The following is a 17,744-nucleotide window of genomic DNA, read 5'->3' on the forward strand; positions in this document are numbered from 1 at the left end:
GAGGTTGATGTGACGACCGTCACAGGACGGTGAGTGCTGCCCGGCGCCTACCCGTGGTTCGGTGGATGAGACTGGAGGGATGTTCCGGAGCCGGCTCGGCCCGGCCGTCGTCGACGAGGACGACGACGTGCTGGCCCGCCGTGCCGCGCTCGGGGACCGCCGGGCCTTCGTCGTCGTCGTCGAACGCCACGGCCCGGCGATGTTCCGCTTCGCGCGCCGGGTTTTGCTCGACGACGGCGACGCCGAGGACGCCGTCCAGGACGCCTTCGTCGCCGCCTGGCAGCATCTGAGCGGCTTCCGCGGCGACTCCGCCTTGCGTACGTGGCTGTTCCGGCTGACCCTGAACAAGGCGCACAACATCCGCCGCAAGAACCGTCCCGAGCCGCAGGAGCCCATTGACACGTCCGCACCGGCCACCGCCGACCCCGCCACCAACGTCGTCGGCGGCGCGCTGATCGACGCGGTCGACCGAGCATTGGCCGCACTGCCGCCGAACCAGCGGATCGCCTGGATCCTCCGCGAGGTCGACGGCCTGAGCTACGAGGAGATCGCCCACGTCATGCGCACCTCCCGCGACGTCGTCCGCGGGTTGCTGCACCGAGCTCGGCACACGTTGGCGGAGAGGCTGGCAGCATGGCGATGACCCCCGACCCGCGGCGCACCCCGGACCACCAGGCCGAGGCCGGCGACTCGCGCACCGAGCCGGACCTGACGGTCCTCGACGACGCCGCGGCCGCGCTGCGGTCGTATACCGACCAGTCCTGGGCGGGCGCGTCGCAGCGGATCCTCGACCACGTGCTCACCGCCACGCGGCGCTCCCGCCCGGTCCGCGGACGCGCGGCGACCGGCCCGTTCCACGTCAGCGACCAGGTGCTCACCGCCTACCTGCGGGCCGCCGTTGACGACCTCGACGACGCCGAGCTCACCAGCGTCCGCCTGGACCTCGACGACGATCGGCTCCGCGCGGTCACGCTCGGCATCACCGTGCGCTACCCGGAACCCATCCACCCCATCGCGGCGCGAGTGCGCGCCACCGCGATGGAGGCACTGCGTGCGGTGCTCGGCTCGGCCGAGCCCCTCTCCCCGCCGCACCTGACCATCGAGGTGACCGGCATCGAACCGCCACCCGGCCTGCGCTGACGACGGCCGAAGCACTCGCCGTCGACACCAGCCGATTCGATCGGCCGACCAGGCACGCAACTCACGAACGGATCTCCACGCCCCAGCTCCACGAGGTTTGGGAGCCGGCGGCGAGCTCCATCGTTTCGTGGAAGAACGGTGCGGCGCAGAGCATGACGACTGGATCGGTCCGGAGGAACCATGGTGTCGGCCGGTCGGCGTTCATCGTGATCGACGTGGCCGCACGGACCAGCGCGCACTGGTACGCCGTCGTTCCCATTGCCTCGTCGGCCGGGGTGTCGATGCCGTCCAGAACGACGCCGGCTCCCAGCAGTGCGTCCGAGCCGCGGAGGAACAGCCCGCCGTAGCCTGCATCGGGGCGCCCTGCGGTGGTCGGACTGCCGAACCCGAGGTCGCGATGTGCGCGCCATCGCGGCGCGATGGTGAGGCTCCAGCCGTCACTGGTCTTCGCCACCCGAGATTCTCGTGTTTCCGTCAGCAGCAGGCGGCCGTCGCGGCCGATCCAGTCGATTTCCTCGGTCAGCACCCGGCCCGTCGCGGACATCGCGCGGGTGCGCTGGCGGGCGGCGTTCGCGAGATCGCGATATGCGCCGTCCTGAAAGGTCGGGCCGCCCCAGCTGGTCGCCGCGTCTCTGTGTCCGTCGACGGCGACGTTGGCCACCGCGATCGAGAGGCCGTGATGCCATGGATGGTCGGCCGGCCCGTCCTCGGTGAATGTCGCGCCGTCCACGGTCCGGAGTGGATGCCAGCTCGGCCGCGGCGCGTGGTGCGGCGGCATCTCCTCGCCGGACCGCCGCACGCCCAGCACGCGATCGCCTGCGACGATCCGGGCCGTGCCGTCATGGCCGACGACGACGTCGATCACCCTCGATCCTCGGGTGCGCGCAGGTGAGCCGTGGTCGTCGCGCCGTCGGCCCAGGTCACCACGGCCTGTTCGCCTGAGATCGTGACGGAGGTGCGGGCCGCGTCGCCCGCGTACGCACCGCTGAGGACGACGACCGCGGCATGAACGACTGCCGGCTCGACGGATGCGGAGGTCCGTGCCCAGGGGACGGCCGACCAGCGTCCCATGGGGTTGGCTCCGTCCGATTCGTCCGACCCGGCCTCGTCCAGCGCCGCTACGCCTATGACGACGCTGGTGAGGTCGTCGGCCGTTCGCACCTGGGCCCGGCTCCCGTCGACGGCGCTGGCCGGTGAGGCCGCGTCGCTGGCGATCGTCCAGCCGCCGACGTGCAGCCGCCACGGCCCGCGGTCGATGGGACGGTGGCCGTCGGGGTCGTCCGAGGCGGCCGTGCCGGGCCGGCCGAAGCCGTCCGGTACCGGGTCGACGCGGGCGAGGCGGACCTCGACGCCGCCCCGGACCAGTGACGCCGTGGTCAGCCAGGGGCCCACGCGTACGCTCTGCGCCTCGCCGGCGGCGCCGCCGTCGCCGGAGAGATCGAGCCAGTGGGCCCGGCTGCACGACGCCAGCCCGAGCCCGTCGACGTCGAGTGCGACCCGCCGCAGCGGCGTCCGGTGCGACGGGTTCCCGGCGGCGTCGAGCAGCGCGACATGCGAGTCCAGCGGCCGTTGGAGCCGGCCCTGGGAGAGGTCGGGTGCGGCGTGCGACGAGTAACCGTGGCGCGCGTAGAACGGGGAGTCGACGACGCCGCTCGCCCCGGCCGCGTGGTCCGTGCCGTGGTTCAGGACGCGGACGATGCCGTCCGCTCTGGTGGCGGAGACCACCCAGCCGGGCGGTCCTACGACCCGCTCGACATCGGCCCGCTCGACCGGGAGCGCGCCGTCCGGCCCGGTCCACGCGGGATGGTCCGGCGGCAGGACGAGCCCGGCGAAGCCCTTCGAGGCCCAGTACGGCGACCCTGCGCCGCTGTAGTTCTGCCGGACCCGAGCGAAGGCGCCGTGCCAGCCGACCGGGAGCAGGCCGCGTTCATCCGGCGCACCGTGGCCGGAGAAGTACGCGAGCACGCGGTCGGCGACCCGGCGGGTCAGTCCGGGTTCCGGCTCGGCCGCGCCCGCCGCGGCCGCCGCCCAGAACGGTGCCAGCACGGCGAACCGATACGTCAGCGACCTGCCCTGGAACACCGGTGCGCCGTCGGCGGCCACGAGATACTGGGCGTCCAGCAGGTATCGCTCGAGCCGGTCCCTGGTGGTGGCGACGAAGTCCGGGTCGGCGTGGTCGCCGCAGATGCGGGCGTACCAGACCGGGTAGAAGTGCATGGCCCAGCCGCCGTAGTAGTCGAAGTTCCGCGTGCCGCCGTCGGTGAACCAGCCGTCGCCGGCGTACCAGCCGTCGTGCGCGGCCAGGTTGCGCTCGAGGTCGGCCGGTTCCCACGGACCGCCCACGCTGCGCAGGAACGCCTCGACGACGTTCTGGAACCAGATCCAGTTGTTGGCATAGTCGCTCGTCCCGACGATCTCCGCCAGCCAGGTGACGACCTGCTCACGCGTCCGGTCCGTCAGGCGGTCCCAGATCCACTCCCGCGTCTCGTGCAGTCCGATCGCCACGGACGCCGCCTCGACCCTGGCCTGGCGGCGCTCGGACAGCCGCGGCCACCGTTCGGGTGACGCCGGGTCGACACCGGCCGTGATCCCACGCGCGTACCAGCCGGCCAGGCAGTCGGGGTCGGCGCCCTGCGAGCCCGCCAGCCGGAACGCGGCCAGCAGGAACGTGCGGGCGAACCCCTCCAGCCCGTCGCTCCAGTGCCCGGACACGCTCGCCGGGCCGGGCAGGTGGATCAGCGCGTGGTGCGGCGTCGCGTGGCGTCGTGGCGCCGCCAGCAACCGGTCGGCCGCGGCCAGCCAGCCCTCCCTCGGTGTGCCGCCGGCGCGCGCCGGCCCGCGGTCAGGCCACATGGTCCATGTCCGCACGCCGCACCTGATGCCGCAACGGCGCGCCGTCGAGGTAGCGGGCGATCTCGGCGACCACGAGCCCGCCCATGCGGAACAGCTCGGTACCGGTCGAGCCGGCGAGGTGCGGGGTGAGCTGCACGTTCGGCAGGTCGTACAGGGGCGAGTCCGCGGGCAGCGGCTCCGGGTCGGTGACGTCGAGCACGGCGTGCAGCCGCCCGGCGACCAGCTCCTTCGTCAGGGCATCCGTGTCGACGAGGGCACCGCGGGCGGTGTTGATCAGCGTGGCGCCGTCGCGCATGACCGACAGCCGCCGGGCGTCGATCAGGTGCCGGGTCGACGGCAACGACGGCGCGTGCAGCGAGACGACGTCGCTGCGCCTCACCAGGTCGTCGAGGTCGGTCAGCGTCACGCCGAGCGACATCGCCAGCTCCGGCGTCGCGTACGGGTCCGCCGCCAGCACGTCGAGGTCGAACGGGCGCAGCAGGTCGGCCACGCGCCGGCCGATGCGGGACAGGCCGACAAGCCCGACCACCCGCCGGTAGTTCGACACCGCTGGGTCGCCGGAGCGCGAGGCCCAGCTGCCGCCGCGGCTGGCGTGCAGCTTTCGGGCGTAGAGCGGGATCCGTTTGCCGGCGTACAGCACCGCCGCGAGGGTGAACTCCGCGACCGGGACGGCGTTGGCGGCGGCCGCCGACACGACGACGATGCCGCGGTCCCAGGAGGCGTCCGTGACCAGTCGCCGCACAGTGCCGCCCGCGTGGAACAGCGCCCGCAGCCGGGGCGCCGCCGCCAGCAACGTCGCGTCCAACTGCGGACTCCCCCACGCCGTGACCAGGATCTCCGCCTCGGCCAGGGCGGACCTGGCCGAGGCGGACTCGAATCCGCCGGGCACCGTGTCGAGCCGGGTCAGGCGGGCCAGCCCGCTCCGGGCCGGCTCGTCGAACAACCGCTGCGCTGTCGTCTCGGTCATTGCCAGCACGGTGCGCGGACGGATCGTCATCGGCGCTCTCTCCTGTTCTATCGGTGGCGTCAGCCGGTGACCGTGACTGGGATGCGCAGCTTCTCGCCCTTGTAGACCGCGACGATCTCGGTCGCCCCCGCGGTCAGGCCCTGGACCTGCGCGGTGGCACCTCGTGCGGACAGCAGCCGGGCGACGTCGCCGGCCTCGGAGTACCAGACGACCAGCTGCGGGTCGGCGACCGGCTGGCCGCCGGCGTCGACGACGGTCACGGTCACCGACGCGTCGTCGTACACCCCGAGCGCGAGCGACGAGGTGCCGGAGTCCACGGTGTAGGGCGTGTCGTGCTCACCCGAGCTGTGGTAGCCCTTGGTCGTCCCGTAGACCCGGCTGTCGAAGGCGTTCGTGCCGCCCTCCCAGCCGGCCTGCGGGGCGACGAACTGCGGGTCGGTGCCCTGGACTCCGGCGATGTACTCCTCGGAGTCGTGGACGGTGAGCGGTCCCGTGCCCGTGATCGTGTACAGGGCGGTGCCGTTCGTCTTCGCCATGATCGAGTCGTGGATGTCGACGCGGACGGCGTCCTCGAGGCGGATCTCGGCGTGGGCATTGTTGGTGAAGGTGCTGTAGTAGGCGTCGACGACGGCGGTGCCGGCGCCGGCCCACAGCCCGACGGAGTCGCCGCTGCCGCCACGATCGATCGAGTACGCCCCGATGGCGCCGAAGAACTGCGCTCCCCCGCTGGACCAGATCCGGTAGTTGCGCTTGTTCCCGAACGCGACGGTGTCGATGTAGGCCGGGTTGGTCGACTTGTCGTCGAACCCGCCGTCGGTGCTGTCGAAGGCTCTGGCGCGCACGTATGTGATATTCCGCGCCCGCCTCTCGGCGGTGAAACCGTCGCCGTTCCAGTAGCTCGTCCCGGCCTCGTGGTAGCCGTTGCGGCTGACGACGTCTTGGAACACGATGTCGTGCTCGATCACGTTGGACGCCTGGCCGGAGTCGCCCACCCGGAAGCCGAGCGGGAAGTTCCCGGGCAGCCAGTTGGCCTGCCCGCCGGCGTCGGCGCGGGTGTCGATGACGCTGGCCAGGTAGTTGCCGTTGCGGAACCGGACCGCGCTCTTGGTGAAGTTGAGGTAGTCGCCGCCGGTGATGACGATGTCGTGCGATGCGGTGGCCGGGTCGCCGCTCGACCCGCTGGGCAGCCCCCACAGGTAGATCGCGTCGCTGCTGTTGGTCACGTCGAAGTTGTCAATGCGGACGCCGACGTGCTGGCCCCGGGCCATGATCCCGTAGAAGTAGTTCTCGACGGCGAGGTCGCGGACCCGCCAGTGGCTGACGCCCACCGGTACCTCGATGAGCTGCCTCTGCACCTGGTTCGCCAGCGAGAAGTCGCCGACGAACGTGGGCAGCCCGCCGCCGGTGTTGACGCCCGTGAGCGTCTTGAGGGCGGTGACGCTCTGGCCGCCCGAGGACATGATCAGGGTCTGCGGCGTCGTGTAGGTGCCGCTGCCGACGTGCAGTGTGCTGGCCGGTCCGGTGGCCTCCCAGGCGCGTTGCAGCCCGCCGGCCCGGTCGCCCTGGAACGCGTTCGCCCAGCTGCTGCCGTCGCGTGTCCCGGCCCCGGTGGGGGTGATGTACCGGTCGCCGGCGGGGGTGGGCCGCAGGTCGGTCACGATGACGTCGTCGACGCTGAAGTTGCTCTTGCTGTAGCCGCCGACCATCACCCGGCCGGCGACCAGCGAGGCGTCGGTGGCCGCGAGTACCTCGGTGCCGTTGAGGTAGCCGGTGATCGCGTCGCCGTCCATTCGCAGTCCGACCCGGTAGGCCACGCCGGTGTCGAGCGTCGCGGCCGCGGTGTCCAGGGTCGTGGACGTGCCGTTGACGCGGGCGCTCAGGCTGAGTGTGTTCGTGCTGGTGTTGAGCGACAGCGCGTAGGTGTTGTTCGCGTCGCGGTACCGGCCCCGCAGCGCGATGGCGTTGGCGTCGTTCGCGCTGGTCAGGACGGCCTCGACGGCGTAGTCCGACCAGGTGGAGCTGCCTGCTGTGGCGGTGAGGGTGGTCGCGCCGCCGTCGTTGTAGGTCGCGCGGTACACCGAGTCGCCGCCGACGTCCACCACCGCCCAGGTCCCGCCCTGAGGGGCCCAGCCGTTGGCGACGCCGTCCTCGAAGTCCTCGGTGAGGAGCATGTCCCCCTCGTCGGCGGCCGCGGTGCCGCCGGGGCCGGTCAGGGCGATGGCCACCAGTAACGATGCGCCGACGCTCGCCAGTCTTCTTCGTCCGGTCATGATCAGCCGCCTTCCTGCGACAGTTCTGACGTATGACGTGCTGCCGTTCCTACCGTTGGTGCTGGACGTCGACCGGCCGCAGCACGATCCGAAGCGCGCCGGTCGGTGCGGGCCGCCGGACGGCCAGCACGATGCGATGCACGGCGTCTCCCCAGGCGCCGGCCAGCCGGGGGTCGTCCGTCGGCACGCGCTCGGAGCCGGCGTCGACCAGGTCCGGGTCGAACTCGATCCGCAGCGCCCGGCCCGGCCCGGTGTGCAGGACCACGCGCCCGGTGTCGTGCTCGGGCGCGGGCCACGACATGAGGTGCAGCGCCAGCCGGCCGGGCTGGTGATCGAGCTCGAACTCGTCGTGCAGCACGATCTCGCCGGCGGCCCGGTCCAGCCGCAGGTCTCGGACCCACCGCAGGATCCCCGCTTCGGGCGGGTAAGCGCCGGCCAGGTCCAGGCGCAGGCCGGCGCCGTCGCCGCCGACCGCACAGGTGACGTCGTGGGCGGCGAACCGCGGGCCGGGCGCCTGTTCCACGCCGTCGACGACAGGGACGTTGTGGTACCCGCTCTGCATGGTCCAGATGCCGAACCGCTCGCCGCTGAACGTGGCCCGGGTGTAGACGCCGACACCGACGTCGACCACGGCCGGGACGCCGTCGACCGCCACCACGAACGAGCCCACGTCGTTGTGTCCGTGGCTCTCGCCGTTGTGACCGGCCTTCGCGGCCAGGAACAGGCCGTCCGAGCTGCCCCCGGCGCTGCGGCAGGTCAGCACCTCCAGGTCGGGCAGCCAGCTGTCCCGCGGCAGCGGCGGCCGGGCCGGCGCGGCCTCCGCGTACTCGGTGTCGAACAGGGCGGCCAGGCTGCGGTGGAGTGGCACGCCGTCCGCGCTCGGCGGGTCGGCGGTGTCGCGCATCGCCAGCGCGTGGGCGCGCACGTCCGCGGCACCGACCTTGGCGCCGAAGCGGTACAGCAGCTCGCCGCCCTGACGCTGCCGCGCGGATCCGTCGCCGTGGTTGACGTACGAGTCGCCGCCGACGTGCATCCGCTGGGCGAACCGCGCCAGCTCGGCCAGCTTGGGGTGCTCGAACGGCTCCAGCTTCCCGCCGGTGGCGCTGTCCAGCAGGTCCAGGCACTCGAACAGCCGCGCTCCGGCCTGCCAGAAATAGCTGATGCCCTCGTCGCATCCGCCGTCGGCGCCGTACCCGTCCAGGAAGGCGTCCAGGCCGCGGGCGATCCGCGCGACCAGCGCCGCACGCGCGTACGCGTCGTCCTCCAGCAGCAGCCCGGCGGCCAGCAGGTTGGAGTGGATCCACGCGTTCCAGTTCGACGGCGGACGCCCGTCGGAGCGCCGTCGCAGCCACCGCCACTCGTCCACCGTGCGGTACGGCACCAGCAGCCGGCGGCGCACCTCGGCCGTGACCCGGCCCGCGACCCGCGGGTACGCCGCGCCCAGCACGGGCTGGAGCAGATACACCGTCCATGCCAGCGAGCTGCCGGTCTCGGCGGAGAACAGGTCCACCACCGGCTCGTCCGGGTCGGGCAGCGAGCCGTCCCACTCCGTCCCGGCGTCCAGCCGGGGCGGATGGCTGGTGGCGGGGTAGGACCAGCTGGTTTCCTCGCAGATCGCCCACACCAGGTCGACGACGTCGTCGACGAATCGCCCCGCTCCGGTCAGGCATTCGGCGAGGACGAAGCGGTGCAGGGCGGCCCGGCGCTCCTTGCACGCGGACTGGTAGGCCGTGCGGTCGCCGTCGCGCGAGTAGCGGGCGTAGAGCCGGGCCGGCAGGACGGGCCATTCGCGGCCGCGCTCGGCCTCGGCCCGATCGAGGACGACCCGCGCGAGCTCCGGCTCAGCTCGGCGCCACGCGTCGCGGTCGCCGATCGCCGGGAACGGACGCCACTGCGCGCGAGCGACCAGGACGTCGCCCAGCAGGGGGAACGCGAACGTCCGGGCCAGCGACGCCGACGACGACTCCGGCTCCCGCGGCCACCCCATGGGCCGGGTCATCCCTCGAGCTCGGCGTAGGACGCGGCGAACTCCTCGGCGATGGCGTCGCCGCCGTCGCTCTTCCAGGTCGTGACGGTGTCGTCCCAGTGCGACATCGGTTCGCGCCCGGTGACGACGGCGTTCACCGCGTCCTCGAGCAGGGCTGTCAGGGTGCCGCCGGACCTCGACGCTGTCGCCGAGCGCAGGCCGTTGCTGCGGGTGGGGTCCTTCACCGCGATCGAGGCGATCTCCTCCTGCCAGGCGTGCATGCGCTGGGCCTCGTCTGGGGCGTTCCAGCCGGGGAAGACCGGCACGCCGCCGCTGATCGGACCCAGCGCCGGGTTCTTGCCCTCGGCCGCGTCGGCCGGCTCCGGCTGCCCGGCGCCGCCGCGGGTGAAGTGCGTTCCTTCGACGCCGTATCGGACCAGCTCGTACTCCTCGGTGCCGATCGGCGCGGCCAAGAAGTCGAGGACCCGCAGCAGCATCTCGATGCGCTCCTGGGGCGCCTTCTTTAGTAGCAGCCGGGCATACGCGCCGGCGCCGGTGTGCCACGCGGCGGTGGCGCCGCTCACCTGGTACGGCATGGCGAAGTCGAGCTCGAACGAGCCGGCGAGACGGTCGACGACCGCTGGCACGGCGGTCAGGCCGTCCGCGTTGCCGACCAGCGTCTGGTTGACGAACAGGGTCTGCTTGTCCGGCGCGCCGAGCGCCAGCGACTCCGGGTGGTACACACCGGCGTCGTGCAGCTCGCGGGCGAACTCCAGCGAGGCGCGGAACTCCGGCAGCTCGTACATGGAGACGAAGCCGCCGTTCTCCTCGCGCCAGCCGTTCGGCGCCCCGTGCGCCGCGGCATGCACCGCGTTGTGCCAGAACGGCGCGTGCGCCAGCCCCCAACGCTGCGTTCCGCTGAGCTCGGTCATGCTGGCGGCGAAGTCGTCCCGGCTCCAGCCGGCCTGGGCGCCGACCCCGCCCAGCAGCGTCCGGTTGACCAGCAGCGAATTGCTGACCAGCGAGCGGGGCACCGGGATGCCGAAGAGCCCGCCCTCGAACCGGCCCAGCGCCTGCCATGCGTACGTCGGCAGGTTGGCCAGGTGCGGGTAGTCCGCGATGGCGTCGCCGGCGAGGAACTCGGTGAGGTCCTGGCACTGGCTGGTGACGAACTCGTCGAACCGCGGCGGGTTCGCGAACGCGTCGATGAACATCACGTCCGGCAGGTCGCCGCCGGCCATGACGACGGCGAGGCGGTCCGTGTACGCGTCGGCGGGCGCCAGGTTGAGCTCGAGGTCGACCCCGAGCGCGTCGTTCACCGCCTGCCACCAGTCGTTCTCGCCGGCCGGCGCGGGCGGCGGCGCCGTGGTCGAGAGCAGGATAGACACGCCGCTCCCGTCACCCGGCTTGTCCTCGACGGCCCGCACCAGCTCGGACGGGTACGAGAGGAACACGTTGCTGGACGCCTCCGAGCCGGCTGGGAGCTCCGGAGTCGGTCCATCGAAGGCGATGTAGTCAGGCCAGGGTGCCGGCCCGCCAGCACTCCCAGCGCCCGAGCCGCCGCCCGAGCCGCCGGAACCGCAGGAGCTCAGGAGGCCCGGCACCGCCGTAGCCATCGCCCCGATGCCCAGCGCCTTGATCAGCGTCCGGCGGGGCAGCTCGATCGAATCTGCCATGACGAGCACGTCCTTTCGAGATGAGTCAGGTCTTGACCGCGCCGGTGAGCACGCCCTTGACGAAGTGGCGCTGCAGGAACGGGTAGACGCAGACGATGGGCAGCGTGGCCAGCACCAGCACGGCCATCTGGATGCTCTGCGGCGCGTAGGTGATCTCCTCGGCCATCGAACCCTCGAGGGTGGCCCCCTGCAGCACGTACTGCCGCAGGACCGCCTGGATCGGCCACATGGACGAGTCGTGGAGATAGAGGATCGCGCTGAAGAACGCGTTCCAGAACCCAACGGCGTAGAACAGCCCCACGACCGCGAGCACGGCCTTCGACAGCGGCAGGACGATCCTGACCAGGGTCTGCAGCTCACCCGCGCCGTCGACCTTGGCCGCGTCGTAGAGCTCGTCCGGGATGCCTTGGAAGAAGCCACGCATCACGACCAGGTTGAAGACACTGACCAGGACCGGCGCGACCAGCGCCGGCCAAGTGTTCAGCATCCCGAGGCCCTGGACCACGAGGTAGGTGGGGATCATCGCCGGCGGCAGGACGAAGACCAGCAGCACGACGACCATCACCGGCCGTCCGCCCACCACCGGCCGGCTCAGCGCGTACGCCAGCAGGGCGGTCACGGTCAGGCTGGCGAGCGTGCCAAACAGCGTCACCCCGGCACTGATCGTGAGCGCCCTGGTGACGACCCCGCCGGCCAGGATCTCGCGGTAGGCGTGCAGGCTCGGGTCCTGTGGCCACAGCACCCAGCCGCCGTTCGCGTCCACCTCGGCCTGCGAGGCCAGGCTGGTCGAGACGACCACCAGGAACGGCACGGTGACCAGCAGCACCAGGACCACCAGGGCGACGCCCTTCGCGCCGACCGTGACCGGCCGCGGCCGCTCCATCCATGGCGGGCGCCGGTTCGTCGTCATCGGTAGACCCCCTGCTCGCCGAGCTGGTGCGCCACCCGGTTGGCGGCGTAGATGAGCAGGCCGCCGATGACGCCCTTGAACAGTCCGGCCGCCGTGGCGTAGCCGTAGTCGCCGTTGACGATGCCCGTGTAGTAGACGAAGGTGTCGAGCACCTCGGCCACCTCGGGACCGAAGGCGTCGCGCTGCAGGAACATCTGCTCGAAGCCGACCGTGAGGATGTCGCCGAGACGCAGGATCAGCAGCAGGATGATGATCGGCCTGATCGACGGCAGCGTGACGTTCCAGAACCGCCGCCAGGGCCCGGCGCCGTCGATGGCCGCGGCCTCGTAGAGCTGGTCGTCGACGCGGCTCAGCGCGGCCAGGAAGATGATCGTCCCCCAGCCGGCGTCCTTCCAGATCACCTGCAGGACGGCCAGCGGCTTGAACATGTCGGGGTTGCCGAGCACGTGGACCGTGTGCAACCCAGCGTCGCCCAGCACGCCGTTGAGCAGGCCGGTCGTGCCCAGTACCTGCTGGAACAGCGCGACGACGATGACCCAGGACAGGAAGTGCGGCAGGTACACGATGCTCTGCACGAATCGCCGCACGACGTCGCGGGTCAGGCTGTGCAGCAGCAGCGCCAGCGCGATCGGCACCGGGAAGAAGAAGACTAACTGGAGCACCGAGATGACCACGGTGTTCCAGGACGCCTGCCAGAACGCCGGGTCGGTGAACATCCGCTCGAAGTTCGCAAGGCCGACCCACTCGGAGTCGGCGAAGCCGATGAACGGCACGTAGTCCTGGAACGCGATGACGTTCCCCAGCATCGGCAGGTAGTCGAAGATCATGAAGTACGCCAGGCCGGGCACCATCATGAGCAGCAGCGCCCGGTCGCGACGCACCCGCCGCCGCCACGACCCGCGGGACCGCTCGCCCCCGCTCGCCGGTGTGCCGGCCGCGGTCGGACGCGCTGGTCTCGTCGTGAGGGTCACAAGCCACTCCTTCCACCTACGCTTTGGAGCCAGATGGCAGTCCGTGAGGGTGGTGCGGTGAGAGGTCGGCAGACGCGGCACTTCCGCACGTGTCGAGAGAATCGGCAGCTCATTGGCAGTGCTCGGCATCGTCGGTAACGCATCGTTCATCGTGCAGTGACCGGACGGTAGCAAGCCTGCGCGGCGGTTGGCAAGGGCTTTCCCAATACGCTTTGGAGGCATTCGGGTGCTACGCTGCGATCATGGAGCCCGATCCGGACATCGCTTTCCCGGCGGTATCGGGGTCCGCTCCGCAGCCGTCGCACCACTGCCGAATGGACGGACACCGTGACCCAGATCGACAGGTCAGCCGCCGCGCCGCCCCGGCGCCGCGTCACCCTCCACGACGTCGCCGCCGAGGCCGGGCTCAGCATCACGACGGTCTCCCGCGCCCTGGCCGGCTACAGCGACGTCGCCCAGGCGACCAGGCTGCGGGTGACGGAGCTGGCTCGCCACCTCGGCTACCGGCCCAGCCTCCGCGCCCGCAACCTCGCGATGGGCCGCGACGCCACCCTGCGGTGCGCGGTGGTGAGCCTCGACCTGTCCGCGTCCGTGCTGCCGCAGTCCGTCTACGGCGCGGCGCTTCCGGGCATACTCGCCGGCGCCGCCGCCGAGGGCATGGACGTCCAACTGGCCGTCATGGACCGGAAGGACCCGGCCGGCGAGCTGGAGCGCTTCGTCGCCGAGGACCGCGCCGACGGCATCCTGCTGCTGACGGCCGCACGGCTCCGTCCGTCCGACCTGACTCCGCTGGAGACCTCCGGCATTCCCTACGTGCTGGTCAACCGCCACCTGGCGCACGAGGCTGACGCCTTCCCCGTCAATTGCGTGACGCCGGACTGGGTGGGCGGCACCCGCGACGCCGTCCGCCGGCTGCACCGCCTCGGCCACCGGCGGATGGCGGCGATCTTCTCGCGCGACTCGTCGGCCACGTCCACAGCACTCGACCACGAGCAGGGCTGGCGTGAGGGCATCGCCCAGAGCGGCGGCGACGCGGCCGATGTGTCGATCGTGCACGCCACCGGCCCACTGAGTCCGCTGTCCGGTCACGACATCGCCCGCCGGCTGCTCACCGAGGGCCTGCCGGGATCCGGCGAGCCGGTCACCGCAATCGTGGCCTACAACGACCACGTCGCCCACGGTGTGCTGCGGGCGGCCCGCGAGCTGTCGATCGCCGTGCCCGACCAGCTCTCGGTGATCGGCTTCGACAACTCGATCGGCCAGTACCTGTGGCCGGCGCTGTGCAGCTACGACCCGCACCTCTACGCGGCCGCGGAGCAGGCCGCCCAACTGCTGGCCGGGCTCCTGCGCGGCGACGCGGCCGGCGACCCGGAGGCGCGCAGGGTGACCATCCCACTCGACTACGTCTGCCGAGAGACCTGCGCCCCGGCGCCGTGAGAGGACCCGCATGAGCTTCGTCCAGGTGGCCGAGGTCACCGTCGACCCGACCCGCGCACGGGTGTACGAGCACGGCTGGCAGTCGTGGTCGCCCACCGGCAGCCACCCGCTGACCGCGACCGCGCCGCGGCCCGCCGACGCGCGCCGCCGCAGCATGCGCTACCGGCCCGGCGCCGCTCCCCCGGCCGGCGCCTTCCAGGGCGAGGGCGTCCTTGCCATCGACTCCGGAACGCAGATCCACCTGTTCACCGCCGCCGACGTCGAGCGGGCCGTTCCGTCGATCCGGGCGACGTCGAACGGGCCGGCCGTCGTCGTGGCCGCCGACGGGCAGGTGGCGGTGAGCGTCGTCGACGGCGACCTGGACCGTGCGCTCGGCGCCTGGGCCGACGACCTCGTGCACCGGATGGGCGTCGCGCCGATCCGCCCCGCGCCGACGGTCTGGTGCTCCTGGTACCACTACTTCACCGAGGTCACCGAGGCCGACGTCGCCGAGAACCTCGCCGCGATCGTCGACCTCGACCTGCCCGTCGACGTCGTCCAGATCGACGACGGCTGGCAGGCCGGCATCGGCGACTGGCTCACGCTGTCCGACCGTTTCACCTCGCTGGACGCCGTCGCCGGCCGCGTCCGCGACGCCGGGCTGCGGGCCGGCATCTGGGTGGCGCCGTTCCTCGTCGGGGCCGGCAGCTCGACCGCGGCCGACCAGCCGGACTGGCTCGTCGCCGGGCCCGACGGCGCCCCCGCCTCGGCCGGCCACAACTGGGGGCAGGACCTCTACGGCCTCGACGTCACCCACCCGGGCGCCGCCGACTACGTCCGGCGCGTCTTCGAAGGGCTGCGCCGGACCGGCTTCGACTACTTCAAGATCGACTTCGTCTACGCCGCCGCCCTCCCCGGCGCCCGCCACGACGGCCGCGGCCCCCTCGACGCCTACCGGCACGGTCTGCGCGTCGTCCGCGAGGCCATCGGCGCCGACGCCTACCTGCTCGGGTGCGGTGCTCCGATCCTGCCGTCGGTCGGGCTCGTCGACGCCATGCGCGTCTCCGCCGACGTCGCACCGAGCTACGAGCCGGCCGACGGCGACCTCGGCGGGCCGTCGCAGCGCGGCGCGACGCTGTCGACGGCCAGCCGGGCCTGGCAGCACGGCCGGTTCTGGGTCAACGATCCCGACTGCCTCCTCGCCCGGCCGGCGATCGAACGTCGCGAGGACTGGGCGCGCGTGGTGGAGCGCTACGGCGGGCTGCGGGCGTCGTCGGACCGCATCGCCGACCTCGACGACTGGGGCCTGGACACCACGCGGCGGCTGCTGTCCACGGTGCCGCCGCCCACCCCGTTCCCGTGACGCGGGACGTCGTCGTCGAGCGGGACGTCCTGGTGCCCATGCGCGACGGGACGAGGCTGGCCGCCGACGTCTACCGGCCCACCGCTACGCCAGGGCCCGGGCCCGTCCTGCTGCACCGCACCCCGTACGACAAGACCGAGCCCGCTGACGGATCCGGCTGGGCGCGGATGTTCGCCGAGCACGGCTACGTCGCCGTGGTCCAGGACTGCCGCGGCTGCCATGCGTCCGAGGGCGAGGTGGACTTCCTGTTCCCCGAGGCCGAGGACGGTCAGGACACCGTCGAATGGATCCGGCGGCAGCCCTGGTGCGACGGCCGCGTCGGCACCTGGGGCGCGTCGTGGTCGGGGTGGGCGCAGACGGCCATGGCCGCGCTCGGTACGCCCGGCCTCGCGGCGATGGTGCCGGTCACGAGCGGCTCCGACGGTGGCACGAGCGCCGTCCGGCACGGCGGCGCAGTCGAGCTGCGCTGGGTGGCGTGGGCCTTCTCGCACGCGGCCCGCAACGTGCCGGCCGCGGCGAGCGGGCCCGGGTTCGGCGACTGGCTGGCCCGCTGGCCGATCCGTCCGGGCGGGACGCAGCTCGCGGCGGCCCCCGCCTACGAGCGGTGGGCGTTCCACCTGCTGACCGCCGACGACGACGATCCCGCATGGCGGCACCCGAGCCTCGCGCCGCTCGCTCACCTCGACACCTTCACCGACGCGCCGACGCTCCTGATCGGCGGCTGGTACGACTCCTACGCGCGCGGAACGCTCGAGCTCTACGAGCGCCTCGCGGCCGGCCGGCGCGGCCCGATCAGAGTCGTCATGGGACCGTGGGCGCACGGCGGCCTGGAGGAGCCGCACGCTGGCGACGTGTGGTTCGGCGACGACGCCGTCCTCGACCCACGCGCCGTGCATCGACGCTGGTTCGACCGGTGGCTGCAGGGCGAGCGCAACGGCGTCGACGACGAGGCCCCGGTGCGGCTGTTCGTCATGGGCGGCGGCAGCGGCGTCCGCCGGCCGGACGGGCGGCTGTCGCACGGCGGCCGATGGCGCGACGAGACCGAGTGGCCGCTCGCCCGGGCCACTCCGGCCACCCTCCACCTGCACGCCGGCGGCCGCCTCGCGCCCGACCGGCCGGCTGACGCCGGCTCGGCCACGACCTACCGCTTCGACCCGTCCGACCCGGTCCCGACCATCGGCGGCAACGTGTCCGCGTTGACCGAGGTGGTTCCCGGCAAGGACGACGCCCGCGACATCGTCAGCGCCGGAGGCTTCGACCAACGCGAGGGCCCGCACGTCTTCGGCGCGTCACCGCCGTACTCCCCGCTCGCCGACCGGCCCGACGTCCTCGTGTTCCAGTCCGGCGCCTTGCCCGAACCCGTCGAGGTGACGGGCACCGTCGAGGTCCACCTGTGGGTCAGCTCCACGGCGGTGAGCACCGACGTCACCGCCAAGCTGATCGACCTGCACCCACCGTCGGCCGCGTATCCGCACGGCTACGCGCTGAACCTCACCGACTCGATCATCCGGGTCCGCGATACACGCTCCGCCGCACCTGATCCGGCCGACGTGACGATCATGCTCTATCCGACGAGCAATCTCTTCCGCGCCGGCCACCGCATCCGCGTCGACATCTCCAGCTCGAACTTCCCCCGCTTCGACGTCAACCCGAACACCGGCGAACCACCCGGCCGCAGCCAGCGCCACGTCGTAGCGGTGAACACGATCCACCACGACAACGCGCACCCGTCGCGCATCGTGCTGCCCATCGTCCCGCCACCCACGGCACGATGTTCCCATGGGTCGGCCGCCTCGGTTCGCAATGAGCTACAAAGAAGAACATGACTGAGGCGCGCTGGCCGGACGCGCCGGCGCGCGGCACCGGACCGCCGTGCGCGCCCTCCTCGGGCGCCACCTGCGGCACACGGCCGCGGCGGCTCGCCGCTCCGCCGTGCCGGCGGTGCTGACCGCGGGAATCGCGGCGGCGGACCGGGACCAGGGCGTGTTCGACGACCTCGTCGACCTCGGCCTGGGCCAAGGACGGCCGACCCGGCGCGTGGTGACCGGGCTCCCCCGGGCGCTCGTCGTGCGCTGAGCGGCCGAGGCCGGAAGCTCGCGAGCTGCGGTCAGCGATCGCGTTCGAGAGGCAAGGCGAACAGCGCCGGCGGTGACCGCAGGGCGGTACGTTCCGATGCGTCCCGACCCATCCGCGACCGCTTCGGGTACGAACC

Annotated in this window: 14 protein-coding genes; 6 read left to right on the forward strand and 8 right to left on the reverse strand. The window is 72.5% G+C overall.

All coding sequences use genetic code 11. The annotated features are described in order from the left end of the window. Nucleotides 1-79: 79 nt before the first annotated feature. Entirely contained in the window at nt 80-643 is a 564-nt protein-coding gene (locus BLV05_RS26275) for an RNA polymerase sigma factor (RefSeq protein WP_046772553.1), read from the forward strand. Continuing rightward, the gene (locus BLV05_RS26280) at nt 634-1,140 is read left to right on the forward strand and encodes a hypothetical protein (protein WP_046772552.1); all 507 of its coding nucleotides are present in this window, start codon (nt 634-636) and stop codon (nt 1,138-1,140) included. Before BLV05_RS26275 ends, BLV05_RS26280 begins: the two co-directional genes overlap by 10 nt. Before the next feature lie 61 nt (nt 1,141-1,201). Here BLV05_RS26280 and BLV05_RS26285 read toward each other — a convergent pair whose 3' ends face one another. The 8 genes from BLV05_RS26285 to BLV05_RS26320 are packed head-to-tail and all read right to left on the reverse strand — an operon-like array spanning nt 1,202 to nt 12,633. Continuing rightward, complete coding sequence (locus BLV05_RS26285) at nt 1,202-2,005, reverse strand: DUF6807 family protein (protein WP_052763126.1); 804 nt, start codon at nt 2,003-2,005, stop codon at nt 1,202-1,204. Beyond that, nucleotides 2,002-3,993 carry a DUF2264 domain-containing protein gene (locus BLV05_RS26290; RefSeq protein WP_046772551.1) on the reverse strand — a complete coding sequence of 664 codons (1,992 nt, stop codon included), beginning with the start codon at nt 3,991-3,993 and terminating at the stop codon, nt 2,002-2,004. Before BLV05_RS26290 ends, BLV05_RS26285 begins: the two co-directional genes overlap by 4 nt. After that, nucleotides 3,983-4,960: a hydroxyacid dehydrogenase gene (locus tag BLV05_RS26295; RefSeq protein WP_197683328.1), complete on the reverse strand. Its 978-nt coding sequence runs from the start codon at nt 4,958-4,960 to the stop codon at nt 3,983-3,985. The genes BLV05_RS26290 and BLV05_RS26295 overlap by 11 nt, the downstream gene beginning before the upstream one ends. A gap of 59 nt (nt 4,961-5,019) precedes the next feature. Then, complete coding sequence (locus tag BLV05_RS26300) at nt 5,020-7,230, reverse strand: hypothetical protein (protein ID WP_152691097.1); 2,211 nt, start codon at nt 7,228-7,230, stop codon at nt 5,020-5,022. Between the two features lie 49 nt (nt 7,231-7,279). After that, nucleotides 7,280-9,217 (reverse strand): heparinase II/III domain-containing protein, encoded by a 1,938-nt coding sequence (locus tag BLV05_RS26305; protein ID WP_046772548.1) that lies wholly within the window; start codon nt 9,215-9,217, stop codon nt 7,280-7,282. An 8-nt stretch (nt 9,218-9,225) separates the two neighbouring features. Beyond that, entirely contained in the window at nt 9,226-10,872 is a 1,647-nt protein-coding gene (locus BLV05_RS26310) for a type 2 periplasmic-binding domain-containing protein (protein WP_046772587.1), read from the reverse strand. 25 nt (nt 10,873-10,897) lie between these two features. After that, nucleotides 10,898-11,782: a carbohydrate ABC transporter permease gene (locus tag BLV05_RS26315; RefSeq protein WP_046772547.1), complete on the reverse strand. Its 885-nt coding sequence runs from the start codon at nt 11,780-11,782 to the stop codon at nt 10,898-10,900. After that, nucleotides 11,779-12,633 carry an ABC transporter permease gene (locus tag BLV05_RS26320; protein ID WP_046772586.1) on the reverse strand — a complete coding sequence of 285 codons (855 nt, stop codon included), beginning with the start codon at nt 12,631-12,633 and terminating at the stop codon, nt 11,779-11,781. Before BLV05_RS26320 ends, BLV05_RS26315 begins: the two co-directional genes overlap by 4 nt. A gap of 447 nt (nt 12,634-13,080) precedes the next feature. On the opposite strand from BLV05_RS26320, the gene BLV05_RS26325 reads away from it, so the two are divergent. Genes BLV05_RS26325 through BLV05_RS26340 form a run of 4 tightly spaced genes read left to right on the forward strand, consistent with a single transcriptional unit; the run spans nt 13,081 to nt 17,608 of the window. Further along, nucleotides 13,081-14,190 carry a LacI family DNA-binding transcriptional regulator gene (locus BLV05_RS26325; protein ID WP_046772546.1) on the forward strand — a complete coding sequence of 370 codons (1,110 nt, stop codon included), beginning with the start codon at nt 13,081-13,083 and terminating at the stop codon, nt 14,188-14,190. Between the two features lie 10 nt (nt 14,191-14,200). After that, nucleotides 14,201-15,532, forward strand: a complete 1,332-nt coding sequence (locus BLV05_RS26330; protein ID WP_046772545.1) for a glycoside hydrolase family 36 protein — start codon at nt 14,201-14,203, stop codon at nt 15,530-15,532. Then, nucleotides 15,529-17,358: a CocE/NonD family hydrolase gene (locus BLV05_RS26335; protein ID WP_052763124.1), complete on the forward strand. Its 1,830-nt coding sequence runs from the start codon at nt 15,529-15,531 to the stop codon at nt 17,356-17,358. The genes BLV05_RS26330 and BLV05_RS26335 overlap by 4 nt, the downstream gene beginning before the upstream one ends. Before the next feature lie 46 nt (nt 17,359-17,404). Then, on the forward strand, nt 17,405-17,608 hold the full coding sequence (locus tag BLV05_RS26340; protein WP_046772544.1) for a hypothetical protein: 204 nt from the start codon (nt 17,405-17,407) through the stop codon (nt 17,606-17,608). Nucleotides 17,609-17,744 lie beyond the last annotated feature (136 nt).

Source organism: Jiangella alkaliphila, from assembly GCF_900105925.1.
GTDB classification, from domain to species: Bacteria; Actinomycetota; Actinomycetes; order Jiangellales; family Jiangellaceae; genus Jiangella; species Jiangella alkaliphila.

Excerpts from the sequence above, each read along its gene's own strand:
- BLV05_RS26315 (WP_046772547.1), bottom strand. The coding sequence starts at position 11,782 with ATGACGACGAACCGGCGCCCGCCATGGATGGAGCGGCCGCGGCCGGTC.
- BLV05_RS26330 (WP_046772545.1), top strand. The coding sequence starts at position 14,201 with ATGAGCTTCGTCCAGGTGGCCGAGGTCACCGTCGACCCGACCCGCGCA.
- BLV05_RS26310 (WP_046772587.1), bottom strand. The coding sequence starts at position 10,872 with ATGGCAGATTCGATCGAGCTGCCCCGCCGGACGCTGATCAAGGCGCTG.
- BLV05_RS26305 (WP_046772548.1), bottom strand. The coding sequence starts at position 9,217 with ATGGGGTGGCCGCGGGAGCCGGAGTCGTCGTCGGCGTCGCTGGCCCGG.
- BLV05_RS26290 (WP_046772551.1), bottom strand. The coding sequence starts at position 3,993 with ATGTGGCCTGACCGCGGGCCGGCGCGCGCCGGCGGCACACCGAGGGAG.
- BLV05_RS26275 (WP_046772553.1), top strand. The coding sequence starts at position 80 with ATGTTCCGGAGCCGGCTCGGCCCGGCCGTCGTCGACGAGGACGACGAC.
- BLV05_RS26295 (WP_197683328.1), bottom strand. The coding sequence starts at position 4,960 with ATGACCGAGACGACAGCGCAGCGGTTGTTCGACGAGCCGGCCCGGAGC.
- BLV05_RS26280 (WP_046772552.1), top strand. The coding sequence starts at position 634 with ATGGCGATGACCCCCGACCCGCGGCGCACCCCGGACCACCAGGCCGAG.
- BLV05_RS26320 (WP_046772586.1), bottom strand. The coding sequence starts at position 12,633 with ATGGTGCCCGGCCTGGCGTACTTCATGATCTTCGACTACCTGCCGATG.
- BLV05_RS26300 (WP_152691097.1), bottom strand. The coding sequence starts at position 7,230 with ATGACCGGACGAAGAAGACTGGCGAGCGTCGGCGCATCGTTACTGGTG.